The sequence below is a fragment of the Maritimibacter harenae genome, from assembly GCF_009882975.1.
Taxonomy (GTDB): Bacteria; Pseudomonadota; Alphaproteobacteria; order Rhodobacterales; family Rhodobacteraceae; genus Maritimibacter; species Maritimibacter harenae.
Window position 1 is genome coordinate 276595 of the sequence record NZ_WTUX01000011.1, and the last position, 18718, is coordinate 295312.

Genomic DNA, 18718 nt, shown 5'->3' on the forward strand with positions numbered 1-18718 from the left:
AGGACCCCCGCGATGAAAGTGCGCGTTGACGTGATGCTGAAGACCGGCGTTCTGGACCCGCAAGGGGAGGCCGTGCGCCACGCCCTGGGCAGCCTCGGCTTCGACGGGGTCGAGGGTGTGCGCCAGGGCAAGGTGATCGAGCTGGAACTGGCCGACGGCACCACGGAGGACACCGTGAAGGAGATGTGCGAGAAGCTGCTCGCCAACACGGTGATCGAAAGTTACCGCATCCACATGGGCTGACCCGCCGGCCGAAAGAGATGTCAAAAGCCGCCCCCGGGGCGGCTTTTTTCGTCCAGGCGCGCGCGGGGGATGATCAGCCGCGCCGAAGTGCCGTGGTCCGCGACCAGCGGCTCCCAGGCCGCGCCGAGCTGGGCGACCGAGGCCTCGATCACGGCAAGCCCGAGGCCCGAGGTCTGCGACACCGCGCCCATGCCGACCCCGTCGTCGGCCAGCACGATCTCGAGCGTGCCGTCGTCGCGCTCGCGCCCCCGGAACGTCACCAGTCCCGCGCGCCCGTCCGGAAAGGCGTGCTTGATCGAGTTCGAGGCGAATTCGTTCATGATCACGCCGATGGCCGACGCCTGCTCGGCCGTGACGCGGCAATGGATGATATCGGTGGCGATGCGCACGTTCTTGGGGCTCGTCCCGTTCAGGATCGCGGCGACCTTGTCGGTGAAATCGGCCAGATCCACCGCGCGTGTCGCGGAGCTCCGGTAGAGCTGTTCGTGAAGGGCCGCCACCATCTCGACCCGCGCCTGCACCTGGCGCAGCGCGTCGCGCACGTTGTCGTCCTTGGCCTTGCGGGCCTGGATGCGGGTGAGGGCGGAGATGGATTGCAGCGAATTCTTCACCCGGTGGTCGATCTCCTTGCGCAGAAGCTCGGCCTGGGCGAGCGCCTGTTTCAGCTCCAGCTGGGCGACGACCTGGGCGGCGAGCACGGTCAGCGTTTCCCGCTCGAGCGGTGACAGCGTGCGCGGCCGCGTGTCGATCGCGCAGAGCGACCCCACCACGTGGCCCGAGGACAGGCGCAGCGGCGCGCCGGCGTAGAACCGGATGCCGCCGGGCTTGGCCACCAGCGGGTTGCGCGCGGTGCGCGGATCCTTGGAAAGGTCCGAGATCTCGATGAATTCATCGGCATGAACCACGTAGGCGCAGACCGAACTTTCGAGCCCCGTCTCCGGCGCGTCGAACCCGTCGGCGGACTTGAACCACTGCCGGTTCCGGTCGACCAGCGACACGAGCGAGGTGGGCACGTCGCACAGCTTGCGCACGAATGCGGTGACATCGTCGAAACCGGCCTCCGCCGGCGTGTCGAGGACGTCGAGCGCATGGAGCGCGGCAAGGCGCTCCTCGTTCCGGTCCGGCCGCGGCGGCAGCGGGGGCGTGTCGGTCATGTCGGGGGCCGTGGGGTGAGTGTGCAATCGGGCACGAGGGTAGAGACGGCCCCGCGCCCGTGCAATCGGGAAAAGGGCCGCGCGCTCCACTTGACCCTGTGGCACCCCGGCTCTAAGAGCGCGGTGGATCCACCCCACCGGAGTTTCGCCATGAAAGCCGCCGTCATCGTCTTCCCGGGTTCCAACTGCGACCGCGACATGGCCGTGGCCTTCGAGCGCGCCGGCGCGCAGGTCTCGATGGTCTGGCACAAGGACACCGCGCTCCCCGACGACGTGGATATCGTGGGCGTTCCGGGCGGCTTTTCCTTCGGTGACTACCTGCGCTGCGGCGCCATCGCCGCGAAATCGCCGATCTCGGCCTCGATCAAGGCCCATGCAGAGCGTGGGGGCTACGTGCTGGGCGTGTGCAACGGCTTCCAGGTGCTCACGGAGACCGGGCTTCTGCCGGGCGCGCTGATGCGCAACGCGAACCTCAAGTTCGTCTGCAAACCCGTTGATTTGAAAGTGGAAACCACGCAGTCCGACTTCACGTCCGACTATGACGCGGGGCAGGTCATCTCGATCCCGGTGGCCCACCACGACGGCAATTACACCGTCGACGACGCAACGCTTGCCACCCTGCGCGACCAGGACCGGATCGCTTTCAGCTATGTCGACAACCCCAACGGCTCGACCGCCGATATCGCGGGCGTCCTGTCGGAAAACCGCCGGGTGCTGGGCATGATGCCGCATCCCGAGCGCGCCGTTGACGCGGCCCATGGGGGCACCGACGGGGTGGCAATGTTCCGCTCGTTGGTCGCAAGTCTCGAAACCGCGTGACTTGAGCGCCGCGGCGCCGGCGCGTAAAACCGATCCATGACGGAGATCGACAACCCGAACGAGGGGCAGCGTCCGCCCCGGTCGCCGGCCTTCGGGCTGGTGGGCCGTGTCGTGCTCGTGCTCTTCATCGCGGCGGCCATCGCCGTGATCTGGATCTCCAACGAACTTCTCACCCAGCGCTACACCGAAAGCACCCGCTCGCGTGCCGAACTCAGGCTCGCCCTCTACTCGGGCAACCTGCAATCCGAACTGCAGAGAAGCTCGGTCGTCCCGCTGCTCCTGTCGCGCGATCCCGCTTTCATCTCGGCGCTGAACACGGAGGATTTCGTCAACTCCTCGCAGCGCCTGATTTCCTACCGCGACGAGATCGGGGCCCAGTCGCTCCTGCTTCTCGACCAGTCCGGGCGCGCGGTGGCCGCGACCGACCGCGAACGTCTGGGCTCCAACCACCGCTCCGCGCGGTATTTCGTGGATGCCCTGCGCTCCTCCGATACCGTCTTCACCACCGTCCAGACCGAGGCGGGCGGCTTCCAGTTCACCTATGCCCGCAAGATCCTGAACGGCTCCGAGCTGATCGGCGTGATCGTGGTCGAGGTGGACCTCGAAAAGTTCGAGCAAAGCTGGGCGGGCATTTCCGACGCGGTCTACGTCACGGACAGCGAGGGCCGGGTGATCCTGACCACCGAACCGCGCTGGCGCGGCCTGCCTGAAGGCGAGGCGATGGACACGCTGCCGCCGCCGACCGCGATCGAGCGCGCCCTGGAGCGCACGGCCGAATGGGCCGCGCTCCCGTCCGAGGCGTTCTTCGCCGGCGACGACGTGATCCGGCAGACCGCGCGCATCCCGTTCCAGGGCTGGCAGATGACCTCGTTCACCACCTACGGTTCCGTGCGCGAACGGGTGAACGGCGTGCTCGCGCTCGAAATCATGGGTTTCGCCATCCTGCTGACGCTCGGCTTCTACGTGGTCAGCCGTCGCGCCACGACCGCGAGCCGGTTCTTCCAGCTCGAAAGCGCGGAACTGCGCCAGCTCAACGACGCGCTCCAGCGCGAGGTGGCCGAACGCCAGAAGGCGGAAAAGAACCTCGAGGTGGCCGAGCAGACGCTGGCACAGAGCTCGAAGCTCGCGGCCCTGGGCGAAATGTCGGCCGCGGTGAGCCACGAGCTGAACCAGCCGCTCGCGGCGATGAAGACCTACCTTGCAGGCGCCAAGTTGCTTCTCCAGCGCAAGCGTTCGGAAGAGGCGCTGTCCTCCTTCCAGCGGATCGACGACCTGATCGAACGGATGGGGCTGATCACCAAGCAACTGAAATCCTATGCCCGCAAGGGCGGCGACGCCTTCCAGGCGATGGACGTGCGCCAGTCGGTGTCGATGGCGCTCTCCATGATGGAGCCGCAGCTCAAGCGCCGCCAGGTGCGCATCACCCGCAACATCCCGCGCGAGCCGGTGATGATCATGGGCGACAACGTGCGCCTCGAACAGGTTCTGATCAATCTGCTCAGAAACGCCATCGACGCGACCAAGTCGGTGGACGACCCGCAGGTGGACATCCTGCTCACCGGCGGCGAGCAGGTGGTCATCTCCGTGCGGGACAACGGGCCGGGTGTGGAAGACCTCGACCAGCTGTTCGAGCCTTTCTACACCACCAAGGCGCCCGGGGACGGGGTCGGGCTCGGCCTGGCGATCTCCTCGGGCATCGTGAACGACTTCGGCGGGCGCCTCACGGCGCGCAACGGAACCGCCGGGGGGGCTGTATTCGAGGTAGAACTTCCTATCTTGAAGAACAACGACAAGGATAACGCGGACGTTCAAGCAGCGGAATAAGCTGCGGGGCGGCCGGCCGGACGGGATGGGTCCGGTCATTTCAGGCCCGAAGGGGGCCGGAGGGTACAAGAAGAATGGCACAGGCAATGAAAATCGCGATCGTCGATGACGAACAGGATATGCGCCAGTCGATCAGCCAGTGGCTGGCCCTGTCAGGGTTCGACACCGAAACCTTCCCGTCGGCCGAAGAGGCCCTGAAGAACGTTGGCACCGATTACCCCGGTGTCGTGATCTCCGACATCCGCATGCCCGGCATGGACGGGATGCAGTTCCTCAAGAAGCTGATGAGCGTGGACAGCGCGCTCCCGGTCATCATGATCACGGGCCACGGCGACGTGCCGATGGCGGTCGAGGCGATGCGGGTCGGGGCCTACGATTTCCTCGAAAAGCCCTTCAATCCCGACAAGATGACGGCGCTCGCCAAGAAGGCGACGCAGAACCGGCGCATGACGCTCGACGCGCGCATCCTGCGCCGCGAACTGGGCGACGGCACGACCATCATGAAGAAGCTCGTGGGTGCCTCGCCACTCATGGAACGGTTGCGCGAGGATATCCTCGACATCGGCCAGGCCGACGGTCACGTGCTGATCGACGGCGAAACCGGGACCGGCAAGACGCTTGTGGCGCACGCGCTTCACGCGGTCGGGGCCAAGGCGGGCCGCAAGTTCGTCGTGGTGCGCTGCGCGGGCCAGGACGAGGACGAACTCGCCCGCAAGCTCTTCGGCCCGATGGACGAGGGCGGGCGCCTGCCGCTGGTGGAAGAGGCGCGTGGCGGCACGCTGGTGCTCGAGGACATCGAGGCGTTGCCCGACAGCGTCCAGGCCAAGCTCCTGGGCTGGATCAACGACCAGGGCACGCCGCCCGAGACCCGCGTGGTGGCGATCTCGAACCTGCAGGAGGCCGGCAAGACCTGCGAGGACATGCTGCGCCCGGACCTGTTCTACCGCCTCGCGACCATGACCATCACCCTGCCGCCGCTGCGCCAGCGCGGCGAGGACATCCTGATGCTCTTCACCCGCTTCGCCGACCAGTTCGCCGAGGAATACGGCTGCGCCGCCCCCAGCGTCACCGCCCAGGAAGCCGCCCAGCTCCTCCAGGCGCCGTGGCCGGGCAACATTCGCCAGCTGATCAACATCGCGGAGCGTGCCGTGCTGCAAAGTCGGCGGGGCACCGGCACCATCGCCTCGCTCCTGATGAACGACCACGATGACGTGCAGCCCGTGGTGACGACCGAGGGCAAGCCGCTCAAGGAATATGTCGAGGCCTTCGAGCGCATGCTGATCGACAACACGATGCGCCGCCACAAGGGTTCGATCGTGGGCGTGATGGAAGAACTCAGCCTGCCGCGGCGGACGCTGAACGAGAAGATGGCCAAGTACGGGTTGCAGCGCGCCGATTATCTCTGATGTCGCCCCGGGCGTGCGCCCGGGTCGACCCGCTGGAGGGGCTCTGCCCCTCCAGACCTCCCCGAGGTATTTCCGAAACGAAGAAGGGGCCCCCCTTCATCTTTCCCCAAATACGCACATCGCCCGGTGCGATCCGCAAGGATCGGGCCGGGCTCATCATGTGCGCGCCGCAGGCGCGCGCCGTTCAGGAGTGGCGGCGGGCGCGGCCGCCCTTGCGCTTGGCCAGCATGGGGGCGCGGGCGGGAAGGGCTTCCATGATCTCGCGTCGTTCCATGTCGGTGAAGCGCGACCATCGGGCGATCTCGTCGATCGTGCGGTAGCAGCCGATGCAGATCCGCATCTCCGGGTGGATCTGGCAGACCTTCGTGCAGGGCGAGAGGGGTTCGTCGCGGACCCAGACGTCGTCGATCATAGGTGCCTCATGCGGTCCAGCGCGCCCTGGAGGATGTAGCCCGCCGCCACGTGGTCGATGACGCCCGCGCGCTTGGCGCGCGACGTGTCGGCCTCGATCAGGGCGCGTTCGGCGGCGATGGTGGACAGGCGTTCGTCCCAGAAGGTGATCGGGCGTTCGGTGAGGCGCGCGAGGTTGCGCGCGAAGGCGCGGGTCTTCTGGCAGCGTGGGCCCTCGGAGCCGTCCATGTTGCGCGGTAGGCCTAGGACGATGCCGGAGATCCGGCGCGCCTCGAGGATGGCCAGGAGCTTCTCGGCGTCGGCGGTGAATTTCTTGCCGCGCCGGATCGTCTCGAGCGGCGTCGCCACCTGGCGCATCCCGTCGGAGACCGCCACGCCGATCGTCTTGTCGCCGTAGTCGAGTCCGGCGAGCGCCGTCATCGGCGGGAGGGCCGCGGCGAAGTCGGAGATCTCTTCGCAGATCACTGAGCCACCCCGGCATCGCGCGCCGCGCTTTCGACCAGCGCGTAGTCTTCCGGGTTCTCGGCGAAGAGCGCGCGCGCTTCGTCCCATATGGCCTGCGCCCTGTCGGTGTCCCCCATGACGCCCAGGGCGCGGATCAGGCGGGCCCAGTCGCTGGCCGGGCCGCCGGATTCGGCCAGGCGGTCGGACAGGCGCTGGACCATGCCCTCGATCATCGCCTGGCGGTCCTCGGCGCTCATGTCGGCCGCGTTCTCCATGTCCTCGGCCGAGGGGCCGGGGATGCCCGGCGCCGGGCGCTGCGGGGTGTAGTCGACGCCGGCCGCGCGGGCCAGTTCACCGATCTGGTTGCCGATCGCCTCCATCCACGGCGCGCTGTCCGGCGAGTTCTCGTAGAGCGTGCGCCAGAGGCGGAAGGCCAGGTCGGGGCGGCCGATCTGGGCGAAGAGCAGCCCCGAGTAATAGCGCGCGACGCCGTTCTGGGGATCGAGCCGGAGCGCGCGCTCGAGCGCCGCCTCAGCCTCGGGCGAGACATAGCCGTTGGCGGCCGATATCATCAGCTCGGCATGGTCGGCATGGTCCTGCGCGGTGGCCGCGTCGCCCTTCGCCGCGATCAGGCGGCCCTGCGCCCGGTAGGCGGCCCGGTAATTGCCGAGGGCGGCCTCGTGCTGGGCCAGGAGGGCGAGCCCCTGGGGGTCGTTCGGGCGCCGCGCCACGGCGGTGCGCAGTTGTTCGACCAGGTCGACGTAATCCTGCGGGACCGAGGCGTCGGGGCCGTCCCAGGCAGGCGTGCGCGCCTCGACCGTGGCCTGGTCGGGGCGGTTTTCGCGGGTTTCGGCGGCCAGTTCCTTGCGCAGGTCGAGCGGAAGGTCCGGGTAGCCGGGCGCGCCCAACCGTCCGTAGAGCAGGTAACCGCCGCCGGCCACGATCGCGGCGATTAAGGCCACCGCGGCGATGCTGGCCGCGCGCGGGGCGCGGTGGGCGCCGGTGCTGGTCTGCGCGGCCTTGTCGGCCTCGAGCAGGCGGCGCGAGATTTCGACGCGCGCGCGGGCTGCCTCGGCCTCGGTGATCACGCCGCGTGCCACGTCGCGGTCGAGCTCCTTCAACTGGTCGCGGTAGATCGCGACATCGAAGTCGGCGCTGGCCTGCGCCGTGCGATGCGCCGGGGCGAAGAGCGCGTAGCCCAGGATGAGCACGATGAAAAGCGCCGCCAGCGCCACCAGTATCCAAAAACCCATTGTTCCTCCGCGAAATGGTTCCCTCCATCTAGCGGTTCGCGGCACGGTGAAAAAGCCCCTGCGACAACGCCACGCTGGCTGCCCGCGACAAGTTGATGTCGCATTTGCATCGCGTGGTGCCGGTTGCCGCATTGGCCCCGGGGGCGGGCTTGATATGGTGCCTCCCGGAACCTGTCGTCGGGGAGTCGCATGAAACGGTATTCGGCCTTCGCCATCGCCCGCGAGGCGCTGCGCTACCACAGCGGGTGGGAGCGTGCCTGGGGCAACCCGGAGCCCAAGAAACGCTATGACGTGATCGTCGTGGGCGCGGGGGGCCACGGGCTCGCCACGGCCTTCTACCTGGGCAAGAACTTCGGAATCACCAACGTGGCGGTGATCGAGAAGGGCTGGCTGGGCGGCGGCAACACCGGACGCAACACCACGATCATCCGTTCGAACTACCTGCAGGACCCTTCGGCGGCGATCTACGAGAAGTCGCGGTCGCTCTACGAGACGATGAGCCAGGACCTGAACATGAACGTCATGTTCAGCCCGCGTGGCGTCATCATGCTGGCCCAGACCCATCACGAGGTCCGTGGCTACCAGCGCACGGCGCACGCGAATGCGCTGCAGGGCGTGGACACGACCTTCATCGGCCCCCAGGAGGTCAAGCGGCTGGTTCCGATCATCAACATCGAGGGGCCGCATTACCCGGTCCTGGGCGGCCTCTGGCAGGCGCGCGCGGGCACGGCGCGCCATGACGCGGTCGCCTGGGGCTATGCCCGGGCCTGCACGGACATGGGCATGGACATCATCCAGAACTGCGCCGTCGAGGGTGTCGAGACCGAGGGCGGACAGGTCAGGGCGGTGAACACGTCGAAGGGCCGGATCGAATGCGGCAAGCTCGCGCTGGTCGTGGCGGGTCACAGTTCGGACCTGGCCGAGATGGCGGGCTTCCGGCTTCCGATCGAAAGCGTGGCGCTCCAGGCGCTGGTGTCGGAGCCGATCAAGCCCTGCATGGACGTGGTCGTGATGGCCAACACCGTGCACGGTTACATGAGCCAGTCCGACAAGGGCGAGATGGTCATCGGCGGGGGCACCGACGGGTTCAACAACTACACCCAGCGCGGGTCGTTCCACCATATCGAGGAGACCGTGCGCGCGCTGGTGGAGACCTTCCCGATCATTTCGCGGCTCAAGATGCTGCGCCAGTGGGGCGGGATCGTTGACATGACCGGGGACCGATCCCCGATCATCTCGAAGACGCCCGTGGGCGGGATCTACGTGAACTGCGGCTGGGGCACGGGCGGGTTCAAGGCGATTCCCGGCTCCGGCTGGGCGATGGCCGAGCTCGTCGCCAAGGATGCGCCGGGGCCGCTCGCGGCGGCATTCGGAATGGAACGGTTCCGCGAAGGCCGCTTCATCGACGAAAGCGTGGCCGCAGGGGTGGCGCATTGATGGAACCCAAGCAATTTTCGCGGAACTCTTTCGGACGTATCGGCGTTGGCTGTGCAACTTGGATTTGCACGGGAGATCAACAATGGCTGAACACAGCTACGAACCGCCCCGCGCTCAGAACGAGCAATCCTCGGGCGGCAACACCGGACTGGCCGTCATCGTCGGCCTTCTCGTGGCGGCCGTGGCCGTCATCGGTTGGTTCGTCTTCGGCGAACAGACCGGCAATGCGAGCCAGAGCCTCAGCATCACGATCGGCGGCTCCGGGGGGGACACCGGACAGGCTGTCGAAGATGCGGCCACATCCATCGGCGAGGCGGCCCAGGCCGTCGAAGGCGCTGCTGAAGAGGCAGCCCAGTAACGCCGCACCACAACTTGAATTGACCGGCCTGCGTCCCTTCGGGGCGTGGGCCGGTCGCATGCGTGGCGCCTCCGCCACGGCAAACGGAGGCGCGCCATGCTGATCCTCACCTGTCCATATTGCGGCGTGGAGGCGGACGAGACCGAGCTCGCCCCCGGCGGCGAGGCGCATCTCAAGCGTGCCACCGTCGGCGACAGCGACGAAGCGTTCGAGGCCTACCTGTTCGCCCGCGAGAACCCCAAGGGCGTCCATTTCGAGCGCTGGCGGCATGCCTATGGCTGCGGCAAGTGGTTCCTGGCCGCGCGCCACACCGTCACGCTCGAGGTCTACGGCACGTATCCCGCCCAGACGCCCGAACCACCGAAAGACATCATTGCTGCCGTGAAGAAACGGTTGCCCGACTGGGAGGGCCGGGGATGAGCCACCGCATCGAGGGCAAGGGCCGGTTGATCGACCGGTCGAAAACGCTGCGCTACACCTTCAACGGCAAGCCGATGACCGGCTACGCGGGCGACACGCTCGCCTCCGCGCTGATGGGCGCGGGGCAGATGGTGATGGGCCGGAGCTTCAAGTACCACCGCCCGCGGGGCGCCGTCGCCTCGGGCGTGGAAGAGCCCAACGCGCTCATGGGGATCGGCGAGGGCGGGCGGTTCGAGCCGAACCAGCGCGCCACCACCACGGCCCTCTTCGACGGGCTCTCCGCGAAGACCCAGAACCACTGGCCGACGCTCGAATTCGACATCGGGGCGGTGAACGATCTGGGCGCGCGGTTCCTGCCGGCGGGCTTCTACTACAAGACCTTCATGTTCCCGCGCGTGGCGTGGAAACACCTGTTCGAACCTTTCATCCGCCAGTCCGCGGGGCTGGGCGCCGTGCCGAAGGAGCCGGACGCGGACCGCTACGAATACGCCTACCACCACACCGACGTGCTGGTGATCGGCGGCGGCGTGGCCGGGCTCGCCGCTGCGCGCGCCGCGGCGGCCGGCGGCGCCAGCGTCACCGTGCTCGAACAGACCCCGCACTGGGGCGGGCGGGCGCCGGTCGACGGGGGCGAGATCGACGGGACCGATCCCGATGCGTGGGTGAAGAGCGCCGTCGAAGAACTTGAAAAGGCGGAAAATGTCACCCTGCGCCTGAACTGCATGGGCGCGGGCGTCTACGACCACGGTTTCGTCCTGGGATACGAGCGCGTCGCCGACACGACCCCCGGCGACGACCGTCCGCGCCACCGCTTGTGGCGCATCCGGGCCAGGCAGATCGTGACCGCCACCGGCGCGATCGAGCGTCCGCTGTCCTTCCCGGGCAACGACCTGCCGGGCGTCATGCTCGCCTCCGCGGTGCGCGATTACGTCGAGAACTGGGGCGTGGCGCCGGGCAAGCGGGCGCTGATCGTGACCAACAACGATGACGCCTACCTCACCGCGCTGTCGCTCCATGCCGCGAAGGTCGAGGTCGCGGGGATCGTGGACGTTCGCCCGACCCTGACCGGCCCGCTGGCCGAGCGCGCGCGCAAGGCCGGGATCCGGCTCATGACCGGCAAGGCGCTGGCGGGCGTGAAGGGGCGCTCGGGCGTGAAGGCCGCGCTGGTGACGGATCTTGCGGGCAAGGGCACCGGCGAGGCGATCGAGTGCGACACCATCGCGATGTCGGGCGGATGGTCGCCGGTCGTGCACCTGTGGTCGCATTGCGGCGGAAAGCTTCTGTGGGACGAGGGCGAGGCGCTCTTCAAACCCGATCCCGAGCGCCCGCCGCTGGGCGCGGACGGGCAGGGGTTCGTGGCGACCGCCGGGGCCGCCTCCGGCGCGCTGGGGTTGGCCGAGGCGCTCGCGGATGCCCACGAGGCCGGACGCCGGGCCGCCAAGGCCGCGGGCGGCACGCTCACCCGCAAGGCCGCCCCCAAGGCGAACGAGACGGAGCGTCAGCCGCTCAAGCCCGTCTGGATCATGCCCGCCGGCGCCGGTCCGGAGAAGCGCATGAAGATGTGGCTCGACTACCAGAACGACGTGAAGGTGTCGGACGTCCAGCTGGCCGCCCGCGAGGGCTACCAGAGCGTGGAGCACGCCAAGCGCTATACCACGCTGGGCATGGCGACGGACCAGGGGAAGCTCAGCAATATCAACGGGCTGGCCGTGCTTTCCGATGCGTTGGGTCAACCGATCCCGCAGACCGGCACGACCACGTTCCGCCCGCCCTATACCCCGATCAGCATGGGCGCGATCGCGGGCGAAGCGCGCGGCGAACTCTTCCAGTCGATCCGGCGCACCCCGATGCACGCCATCCATGATGCGGCCGGCGCGGTGTGGGAGCCGGTGGGCCACTGGCGCCGCCCGTTCTGTTTCTCCGAAGCGGGCGAGAGCGACGAGGAGGCGGTCAACCGCGAGATCCTGAACACGCGCGAGAACGTCGGCATGCTCGACGCCTCGACGCTGGGCAAGATCCTCGTGAAAGGGCCGGACGCGGGCAAGTTCCTCGACATGCTCTACACGAACATGATGTCGACGATCCCGGTGGGCAAATGCCGTTACGGCCTGATGTGCTCGGAAAACGGGTTCGTCAGCGATGACGGCGTCGTCGTCCGGCTGGCCGAGGACACGTGGCTCTGCCACACCACCACCGGCGGGGCCGACCGCATCCACGGGCACATGGAGGACTGGCTCCAGTGCGAATGGTGGGACTGGAAGGTCTACACCGCCAGCCTGACCGAGGAATACGCGCAGGTCGCGGTCGCGGGGCCGAAGGCGCGCAAGGTGCTCGAAGCCCTGGGGGGCATGGACGTCTCAAAAGAGGCGATGCCCTTCATGACCTGGGCCGACGGCACGCTTGCCGACATCCCGGCGCGCGTCTACCGGATCAGCTTCACCGGCGAACTCAGCTACGAGATCGCGGTGCCGGCGAACCGGGGCGCGGAGTTGTGGGAGAAGGTGCGCGAAGCGGGCGCCGCGCACGGTATCCAGCCCTACGGCACGGAAGCGATGCACATCATGCGCGCCGAGAAGGGCTTCATCATGATCGGGGACGAGACCGACGGGACGGTGATTCCGCAGGATCTCGACATGTCCTGGGTCATTTCGAAGAAGAAAGAGGACTACCTGGGCAAACGCGCCCAGCAGCGTCCCGACATGGCGCGCGAGGATCGCTGGCGGCTGGTCGGGCTCGAAACGCTGGACGGCTCGGTGATCCCGGATGGCGCCTACGCGGTGGGCGAGGGGCTGAACGACAAGGGGCAGCGCAACATGATCGGGCGCGTGACCTCGACCTACTATTCGCCGACCCTGAAGAAGGGGATCGCGATGGGGCTGATCGAACGCGGACCCGAACGGCTGGGCGAGGTGGTGGATTTCGCCACGCTCGACGGCACCGGCACGGTGATCAAGGCGCGCCTGCGCGGCACCTGTTTCTATGACGAGGAAGGAGCCAAGGCCGATGTCTGATGCCGTCTCCCCGATGAATGGCGCGACCTTCGAGGGTTTCGTGACCGTCTCCGACACCGGTCCGCGCGGCATGATCACGCTGCGCGGCGCGCCCGAGGAGCTGGCCAGGATGGCCAAGGCGCTGGGACCGGACCTGCCGGAGCCGCTGTCGATGACCGCCAAGGGGCCGGTCACGCTGGCCTGGATGTCGCCGGACGAGCTCATGGTGCTCTGCGACTACGATGCGGCCCCCGGGCTGGCCGGGAAAGCCGAGGCAGCCGTGGCGGGCGCGCACGCGCTGGTGGCGGTCGTTTCGGATGCGCGCGCGATCTACCGGCTCGACGGACCGGACGCCGCCGACGTGCTGCGCAAGCTCACGCCCGCCCGGCTGGACGGGGCCCAGGTCGGCACGATCCGGCGCACGCGGCTGGCGCAATCCGCCGGGGCCTTCTGGATGACCGGGCCGGGACTTTTCGAGGTCATGTGTTTCCGCTCCGAGGGCCAGTATGTCTGGACCCTCCTGTGCAACGCGGCGCGGCCGGGCAGCGAACTGAACCTCTGAGAGGCGCGCGGTGCGCACATCCCCTGTGCCGGCAAATCGGTGAATAATAACAAAGCGGTGGTCCCAGCCCCTTGACCTTCACGGGGCTGACGGCCCATCTAAAGGCCAACCGACACGCAGAACAGGGGGATATCCCAATGGCTTTTGAACTTCCCGACCTTCCCTACGCACACGACGCTCTCGAGAGCCTCGGCATGTCGCGGGAGACGATGGAATACCACCACGACATCCACCACAAGGCCTACGTCGACAACGGCAACAAGGCGATTGCCGGGACCGAGTGGGAAGGCAAGTCGGTCGAAGAAATCATCAAGGGCACCTACGATGCCAACGCCGTTGCCCAGAACGGCATCTTCAACAACGCCTCGCAGTACTGGAACCACAACCAGTTCTGGGAAATGATGGGCCCGGGCGACAACAAGAAGATGCCCGGCGAGCTTGAAAAGGCGCTGACCGAGGCCTTCGGGTCGGTCGACAAGTTCAAGGAAGACTTCGCTGCCGCCGGCGCCGGCCAGTTCGGCTCGGGCTGGGCCTGGCTGGTCAAGGACACCGACGGGTCGCTCAAGGTCACCAAGACCGAGAACGGCGTGAACCCGCTGTGCTTCGGCCAGACCGCGCTTCTGGGCTGCGACGTGTGGGAGCACTCCTACTACATCGATTTCCGCAACAAGCGCCCGGCCTACCTGCAGAACTTCCTCGACAAGCTGGTGAACTGGGAAAACGTCGCCTCGCGCATGTGAGACCGACCTCAGCAAGATCCTGCGAACGGCCGTCCGAAGGGGCGGCCGTTTTGCGTTCCGGGCCGCGGATCGGTGGAACTGGCGGGGGCGGATCGGCGTTTTGTCCCAAAGAGATGAAAGGAGGCTTTTCATGGCCGAGAGACATCGTTCCAAGGACGGTCGCAGCGAAACCCGCGACATCCTCGGGGGGCGTCCCGAAAAGCTCGATGAGACCGCGCAGGAAGGCGCCAAGGGCGGCAACCTGCAACGCAAGGTCGGCACGCGCGACGAAGAGAAGCGCGTGGACGAGACATCGGCAGGCAACACCCGTCCGCTGGGCGGCGACGAGGATGACAGCGGCGACAAGGAGAAGGTGTGATGAACGAACTTCACAACGGAACCTGGGTGCTCGTGGCCGACAGCGAGAAGGCGTTGTTTCTCGAAAACGTCGCCGACGCGCAGAACCCGCATCTCGTGGTGATCCGCGAGGAAGAGCAGGAAAACCCTTCCGACAGGTCGCAATCGGCGAACCGTCCGGGCCGGATGCAGGACACCGGCGTGCAGCAGCGCTCGGCGCTGGATGACACCGACTGGCACGAGCTGGCCAAGGAACGCTTCGCGGCGGAGCTGTCCGAAATCCTCTACAAGAAGGCGCATCGCGGCGAATTCGACCGCATCATCATCGCCTGTCCGCCCCAGCTTCTGGGCGAGTTGCGCCGGGATCTGCACAAGGAAGTGTCGAGCCGCGTGGTGGGAGAGGTGCACAAGCTCCTGACCAACCATCCCCTCGACAAGATGGAAGCGATCCTGAAGGAAGAGCTGGAAGCGGCCTGACACCGCACGGCTTTTCCGACCAAGGCGGCCGCCATTCCGGCGGCCGTTTTCGTTTTGACCTCGGCTTGACCGCGCGGGCCCCGTCTGGCACCCGACGGGGGTTCACGAGTTGCGGAGTCAAGACATGGGCGAAACGGGGAAGGGGCTGGCGGCGATGACGGCGGCCTGCGTGATCTGGGGGCTGTCCTCGATCTTCTACAAGACGCTCTCGCATGTCCCGCCGCTCGAGGTCCTGTCCCACCGCACGCTCTGGTCGATGGTCTTCTTCGGCGCCATCATGGGTTTTCGCGGGCGCTTGGGCGAGATCCGGGGGCTTCTGCTCAGTCGCCGGGCGATCTTCGTGGCCTTGGCCGCGGTGACGATCTCGACCAACTGGTTTTTCTTCATCTTCTCGGTGCAGACGGGACGCGCGCTCGATGCGTCGCTGGGCTATTACATCTTCCCCCTCGTGGCCGTGCTACTGGGCGTGATCGTGTTTCGCGAAACCCTGGGCCTTCTGCGCGGCCTGGCGGTCGCGCTGGCCGGGGTGGCGGTGCTGGTCCTGACCATCGGGCTCGGGGCCGCGCCGTGGATTTCGCTCACGCTGGCCACGACCTTCGGGCTCTACGGTGTGGTCAAGAAAGGGCTCGACGCGGGGCCGGTGGCCAGTGTCACGGCGGAGGTGGTGCTGCTCGCGCCGCTCGCGCTGGGGTGGCTCGTCATGGTGCACCGCTTCGGGGCCGAAGGGCTTGTCGGCCGCAACCTGGGCGCGTTCGGGTCGAACTGGCGCGACACCGCGCTCCTGATGTTCTCGGGCCCGCTGACCGGGCTGCCCCTGATCCTGTTTTCCTACGCCGCGCGGCGGCTGGGCTACGGGCTCGTGGGGCTCCTGCAGTACATCAACCCGACGCTCCAGTTCCTGGTCGCCACCTTCCTGTTCCTCGAACCGGTGACGCGCTGGCACCTGGTGGCGCTGCCCCTGATCTGGATGGCGCTCGCGCTTTATTCCTGGGTGACGCTGCGCGAGGAGAGGGCGGCCTCGAGACTGCGCGCCATCGAGGCGACATCGTCGGCCACGATGACGTAGTCGAGCAGAGAGGCATCCGCGAACCCTTCGGAGATCACGTGCTGCATCAGCGCGAGGAGCGGCCCCCAGTAGCCGCCGGTGTTGAGCAGCACCACGGGCTTTTCGTGCAGGCCCAGCTGGCGCCAGGTCAGCACCTCGAAAAACTCGTCGAGCGATCCCGCACCGCCGGGCAGCACCACGACGGCGTCGGAATTCATGAACATGACCTTCTTGCGCTCGTGCATGTTCTCGGTGACGACGAAACTGCTGAGATCGCGTTTGCCGACCTCGAGCGACAGAAGGTGGGTCGGGATCACCCCGAAGGTCGCGCCGCCCGCGGCCTGCGCCGCGCGCGCGACCGTGCCCATGAGGCCGACATCGCCGGCCCCGTAGACGAGTTGCCAATCGCGTTCGGCCAGCAGCGTGCCGACCGCCTGTGCATCTGCCTCGTAGGCGGGGTCCTTTCCGGGGCGTGAGCCGCAAAAGACACAGACCGAGGCGTTGGGCGAAGTCATGGTTGCCCCTCCGGCAAAGTGTTTTGACCGCTGATACCCCGGTTGGTAAGGTCGCTCAAGCTCCGTGCACAAGGGGCTTTTGGGGGACGGTGAAAGGGTAAGGATGATCAGCTTGCTGAGAGGTTGGCTCGGCTGGGCGCTTGGTGCGGTCGGCGTCGGCATCGCGGCCGTGGTGGCCATCGTGTTGACCGGGCAGAACCCGGCCGACCGACAGGAGACATCGCCGGTCGAGGAAAGCGCGCAGGACAGCGCGGCACAGGGGGCGCAGGATACATCCGACGCCGCCCGGGAAGGGTCGGACGCTGCCACGTCAGATGCCGCGCAGCCCGAGCCGGAGCCCGCGCCCGAGACGGATGCCGCGCCCGAGACGGAGGCCGCCGAAGCCCCCAGCGAAGAGACGCAGGCGCCCGAGGACGAGGCCACCGAAACGGCGGAGCCCGCGCAAGAGCAGCCCGGGGACAACCAGGAGCAGGTCGCGCAGGCCCCCGACGCCACGGACGTGGACGGACAGGAGAGCGCCGAGGCGCCCGGTCCGATGACGCCGCCCGCGTTCGGCAACCTGCGCTTCCCGGCCGAGGGCATGGCGGTCGTGGCCGGCACGGCCGAACCCGGCGCGGTCGTCTCGATCCTCGTCGATGGCGAAACGGTCGCCGAGACCGAGGCCAATAGGGCCGGCGATTTCGCCGCCGTCTTCGAACTGGAGCTGTCCGAGAAGCCCCGCGTCCTGCGCCTCGCCGCGCGCCGGCCCGGGGAGGATGCGTTGGTCTATTCCGACGGCAGCCGGATCGTGGAGCCGCTGCGTACGCCCGCGCAGGTGGCCGAGGCCGAGGAAACGCCCGAACCCGCCGCGACGCCCGAACCCGCCGAGACAGCCGGGACCAGCGAGGCACCGGACACAACGGAGACCGCGGACGCGCAGGCCACGGACGAGCCCACCCGGCAGGACGAGCCGATTGATATGGCGCAGGCGGACGTGCCGAAGGCCGAGGCCCCGGCGACGACCCCGGAGCCGGAGGCGGCCACGTCGGACGACACGGACACCGGCGCGCCGCAGGTCGAGCCCGCCGAGGCGCCGGCACCCGTGCCGCAACCGGCGCCGGAGATCACGCGGGAGCCGGAGGCGGACGTGGCCGAGGCCCCGGCGGCTCCCGAACAGCTCGAACCCGCGCCCGTACCTTCAGAGCCCGCCCAGCCCGGATCGCCCGAACCCGCCCCCGAGGCGGACGTCGCCCAGGCCGCGCCGGAACCGGCACCCGCGCCGGAACCGCAGGTCGCGGAGGCGACGAAGCCCGAAGCGGAAGAGCCCGTCGCCAAGGACACGCCGGAGACCACGGGGCCGCGCGTCCTCGAGGCCGACAGCGAGGGCATCACGGTTGTCGAAGAGCCGCGCGCGCCCGACATGCCCGCGCTCTCGCTCGATGCCATCGCCTATGACGAAAACGGGGCGGTCACGATCTCGGGCCGGGGCGAACCCGGGCGCCAGGTGCGCCTCTACCTCGACAATGCGCTCATCGGCGATGCCGCGGTCGACGATGACGGCCAGTGGCGTCTGACCCTGCCGGGCAGCGTCGAGCCGGGCATCTACACGCTGCGCGTCGACGAGCTGGGCGAGGACGGCCAGGTCACCGCACGCGTCGAATCCCCGTTCAAGCGGGAAGCGCCGGAGGCGCTCGCCGCCGCGTTGGGGCAGGGCACGCCCGAGGTGCCCGAGCCCGAAGCGGAAGCGCCCGCCGAGGCCCCCGAGACGGGAGAGAGCGTCGAGGTCGCCGAGGCCGAGGTCCCGGAGGCGGTGGAGCCGCCCGCAGAGGACGCCGACGCCCCGCCGCGCCCGGAGAGCGACCCGGACACCACGACCGAGCCGGCCGCCGCGACGCCGCCCCAGCCGGCGCCGGAAGAGAGCGCGACGGATGCCACCCCGCCGATCGAGCCCGAAGTGGCCGAGACGCCGGGGATCGAGGCACCCGCACAGCCGGAACCGTCCGGGGACGCCGGCGTCGAGGTCGCCGGGGAAACGCCGGCCCCCGAAGGCCAGCCCGAACCGCCCGCGGGGGCGGACGCGCTCGAGAGCCCGGCGCCGGAGCCGATGATCTCGGCCATCACGGTGCAGCCCGGCTCGACCCTCTGGGCGATCTCGCGCGAGCGCTACGGGCAGGGCATCCTCTACGTCGAGGTGTTCGAAGCGAACCGCGACAAGATCCGCGACCCGGACCTGATCTACCCGGGACAGGTCTTCGCGCTGCCCGAGCTGGGGACCGTGAAAGGCCGCTAGCTCTGGTCATTTGGC

18 protein-coding genes and 1 pseudogene are annotated in these 18718 nt (G+C 68.2%); 14 read left to right on the plus strand and 5 right to left on the minus strand.

Annotation, left to right across the window (positions count from 1 at the left end; genetic code table 11):
• The first annotated feature begins 12 nt into the window (after positions 1–12).
• The gene (gene purS, locus GQE99_RS08075) at positions 13–243 is read left to right on the plus strand and encodes a phosphoribosylformylglycinamidine synthase subunit PurS (RefSeq protein WP_161351085.1); all 231 of its coding nucleotides are present in this window, start codon (positions 13–15) and stop codon (positions 241–243) included.
• Between the two features lie 20 nt (positions 244–263).
• Here the strand turns inward: purS and GQE99_RS08080 are convergent, their stop codons facing one another.
• Entirely contained in the window at positions 264–1397 is a 1134-nt protein-coding gene (locus GQE99_RS08080; protein ID WP_161351086.1) for a histidine kinase dimerization/phosphoacceptor domain -containing protein, read from the minus strand.
• A gap of 150 nt (positions 1398–1547) precedes the next feature.
• Between GQE99_RS08080 and purQ the strand changes: the two genes are divergently transcribed.
• The 3 genes from purQ (at position 1548) to GQE99_RS08095 (ending at position 5446) form a co-directional block, all read left to right on the plus strand.
• Positions 1548–2216 (plus strand): phosphoribosylformylglycinamidine synthase subunit PurQ, encoded by a 669-nt coding sequence (gene purQ, locus GQE99_RS08085; RefSeq protein ID WP_161351087.1) that lies wholly within the window; start codon positions 1548–1550, stop codon positions 2214–2216.
• Positions 2217–2252: 36 nt separating this feature from the next.
• Entirely contained in the window at positions 2253–4040 is a 1788-nt protein-coding gene (locus GQE99_RS08090) for a sensor histidine kinase (RefSeq protein ID WP_161351088.1), read from the plus strand.
• Positions 4041–4114: 74 nt separating this feature from the next.
• On the plus strand, positions 4115–5446 hold the full coding sequence (locus GQE99_RS08095) for a sigma-54-dependent transcriptional regulator (RefSeq protein ID WP_161351089.1): 1332 nt from the start codon (positions 4115–4117) through the stop codon (positions 5444–5446).
• A 184-nt stretch (positions 5447–5630) separates the two neighbouring features.
• Here GQE99_RS08095 and GQE99_RS08100 read toward each other — a convergent pair whose 3' ends face one another.
• The 3 genes from GQE99_RS08100 to ccmI are packed head-to-tail and all read right to left on the minus strand — an operon-like array spanning position 5631 to position 7554.
• Entirely contained in the window at positions 5631–5858 is a 228-nt protein-coding gene (locus tag GQE99_RS08100) for a DUF1289 domain-containing protein (RefSeq protein ID WP_161351090.1), read from the minus strand.
• Positions 5855–6322 (minus strand): Holliday junction resolvase RuvX, encoded by a 468-nt coding sequence (ruvX, locus tag GQE99_RS08105; protein WP_328794076.1) that lies wholly within the window; start codon positions 6320–6322, stop codon positions 5855–5857. Before ruvX ends, GQE99_RS08100 begins: the two co-directional genes overlap by 4 nt.
• Entirely contained in the window at positions 6319–7554 is a 1236-nt protein-coding gene (gene ccmI, locus GQE99_RS08110; RefSeq protein ID WP_161351092.1) for a c-type cytochrome biogenesis protein CcmI, read from the minus strand. The genes ruvX and ccmI overlap by 4 nt, the downstream gene beginning before the upstream one ends.
• 189 nt (positions 7555–7743) lie before the next feature.
• On the opposite strand from ccmI, the gene GQE99_RS08115 reads away from it, so the two are divergent.
• From GQE99_RS08115 to rarD, 9 genes are all read left to right on the plus strand, one after another.
• Positions 7744–8991, plus strand: a complete 1248-nt coding sequence (locus tag GQE99_RS08115; protein WP_161351093.1) for a sarcosine oxidase subunit beta family protein — start codon at positions 7744–7746, stop codon at positions 8989–8991.
• Between the two features lie 82 nt (positions 8992–9073).
• Entirely contained in the window at positions 9074–9349 is a 276-nt protein-coding gene (locus GQE99_RS08120; protein ID WP_161351094.1) for a hypothetical protein, read from the plus strand.
• Between the two features lie 96 nt (positions 9350–9445).
• The gene (locus tag GQE99_RS08125; protein WP_161351095.1) at positions 9446–9769 is read left to right on the plus strand and encodes a sarcosine oxidase subunit delta; all 324 of its coding nucleotides are present in this window, start codon (positions 9446–9448) and stop codon (positions 9767–9769) included.
• Entirely contained in the window at positions 9766–12780 is a 3015-nt protein-coding gene (locus GQE99_RS08130; RefSeq protein ID WP_161351096.1) for a sarcosine oxidase subunit alpha family protein, read from the plus strand. Before GQE99_RS08125 ends, GQE99_RS08130 begins: the two co-directional genes overlap by 4 nt.
• Positions 12773–13321 (plus strand): sarcosine oxidase subunit gamma, encoded by a 549-nt coding sequence (locus GQE99_RS08135; protein WP_161351097.1) that lies wholly within the window; start codon positions 12773–12775, stop codon positions 13319–13321. The genes GQE99_RS08130 and GQE99_RS08135 overlap by 8 nt, the downstream gene beginning before the upstream one ends.
• Before the next feature lie 137 nt (positions 13322–13458).
• Positions 13459–14061 carry a superoxide dismutase gene (locus tag GQE99_RS08140; protein ID WP_161351098.1) on the plus strand — a complete coding sequence of 201 codons (603 nt, stop codon included), beginning with the start codon at positions 13459–13461 and terminating at the stop codon, positions 14059–14061.
• Between the two features lie 130 nt (positions 14062–14191).
• Entirely contained in the window at positions 14192–14419 is a 228-nt protein-coding gene (locus tag GQE99_RS08145) for a hypothetical protein (RefSeq protein WP_161351099.1), read from the plus strand.
• On the plus strand, positions 14419–14874 hold the full coding sequence (locus GQE99_RS08150; protein WP_161351100.1) for a host attachment family protein: 456 nt from the start codon (positions 14419–14421) through the stop codon (positions 14872–14874). Before GQE99_RS08145 ends, GQE99_RS08150 begins: the two co-directional genes overlap by 1 nt.
• 124 nt (positions 14875–14998) lie before the next feature.
• Positions 14999–15940, plus strand: a complete 942-nt coding sequence (rarD, locus tag GQE99_RS08155) for an EamA family transporter RarD (protein WP_161351101.1) — start codon at positions 14999–15001, stop codon at positions 15938–15940.
• On the opposite strand, the gene GQE99_RS08160 is transcribed toward rarD, so the two are convergent.
• Entirely contained in the window at positions 15856–16434 is a 579-nt protein-coding gene (locus tag GQE99_RS08160; RefSeq protein WP_161351102.1) for an LOG family protein, read from the minus strand. The two genes, rarD and GQE99_RS08160, sit on opposite strands and share 85 nt — an antisense overlap.
• A 2086-nt stretch (positions 16435–18520) precedes the next feature.
• Here GQE99_RS08160 and GQE99_RS21960 point away from each other — a divergent pair.
• Positions 18521–18703, plus strand: a pseudogene (locus tag GQE99_RS21960) (LysM peptidoglycan-binding domain-containing protein); the annotation flags it as partial.
• Between the last annotated feature and the right edge of the window lie 15 nt (positions 18704–18718).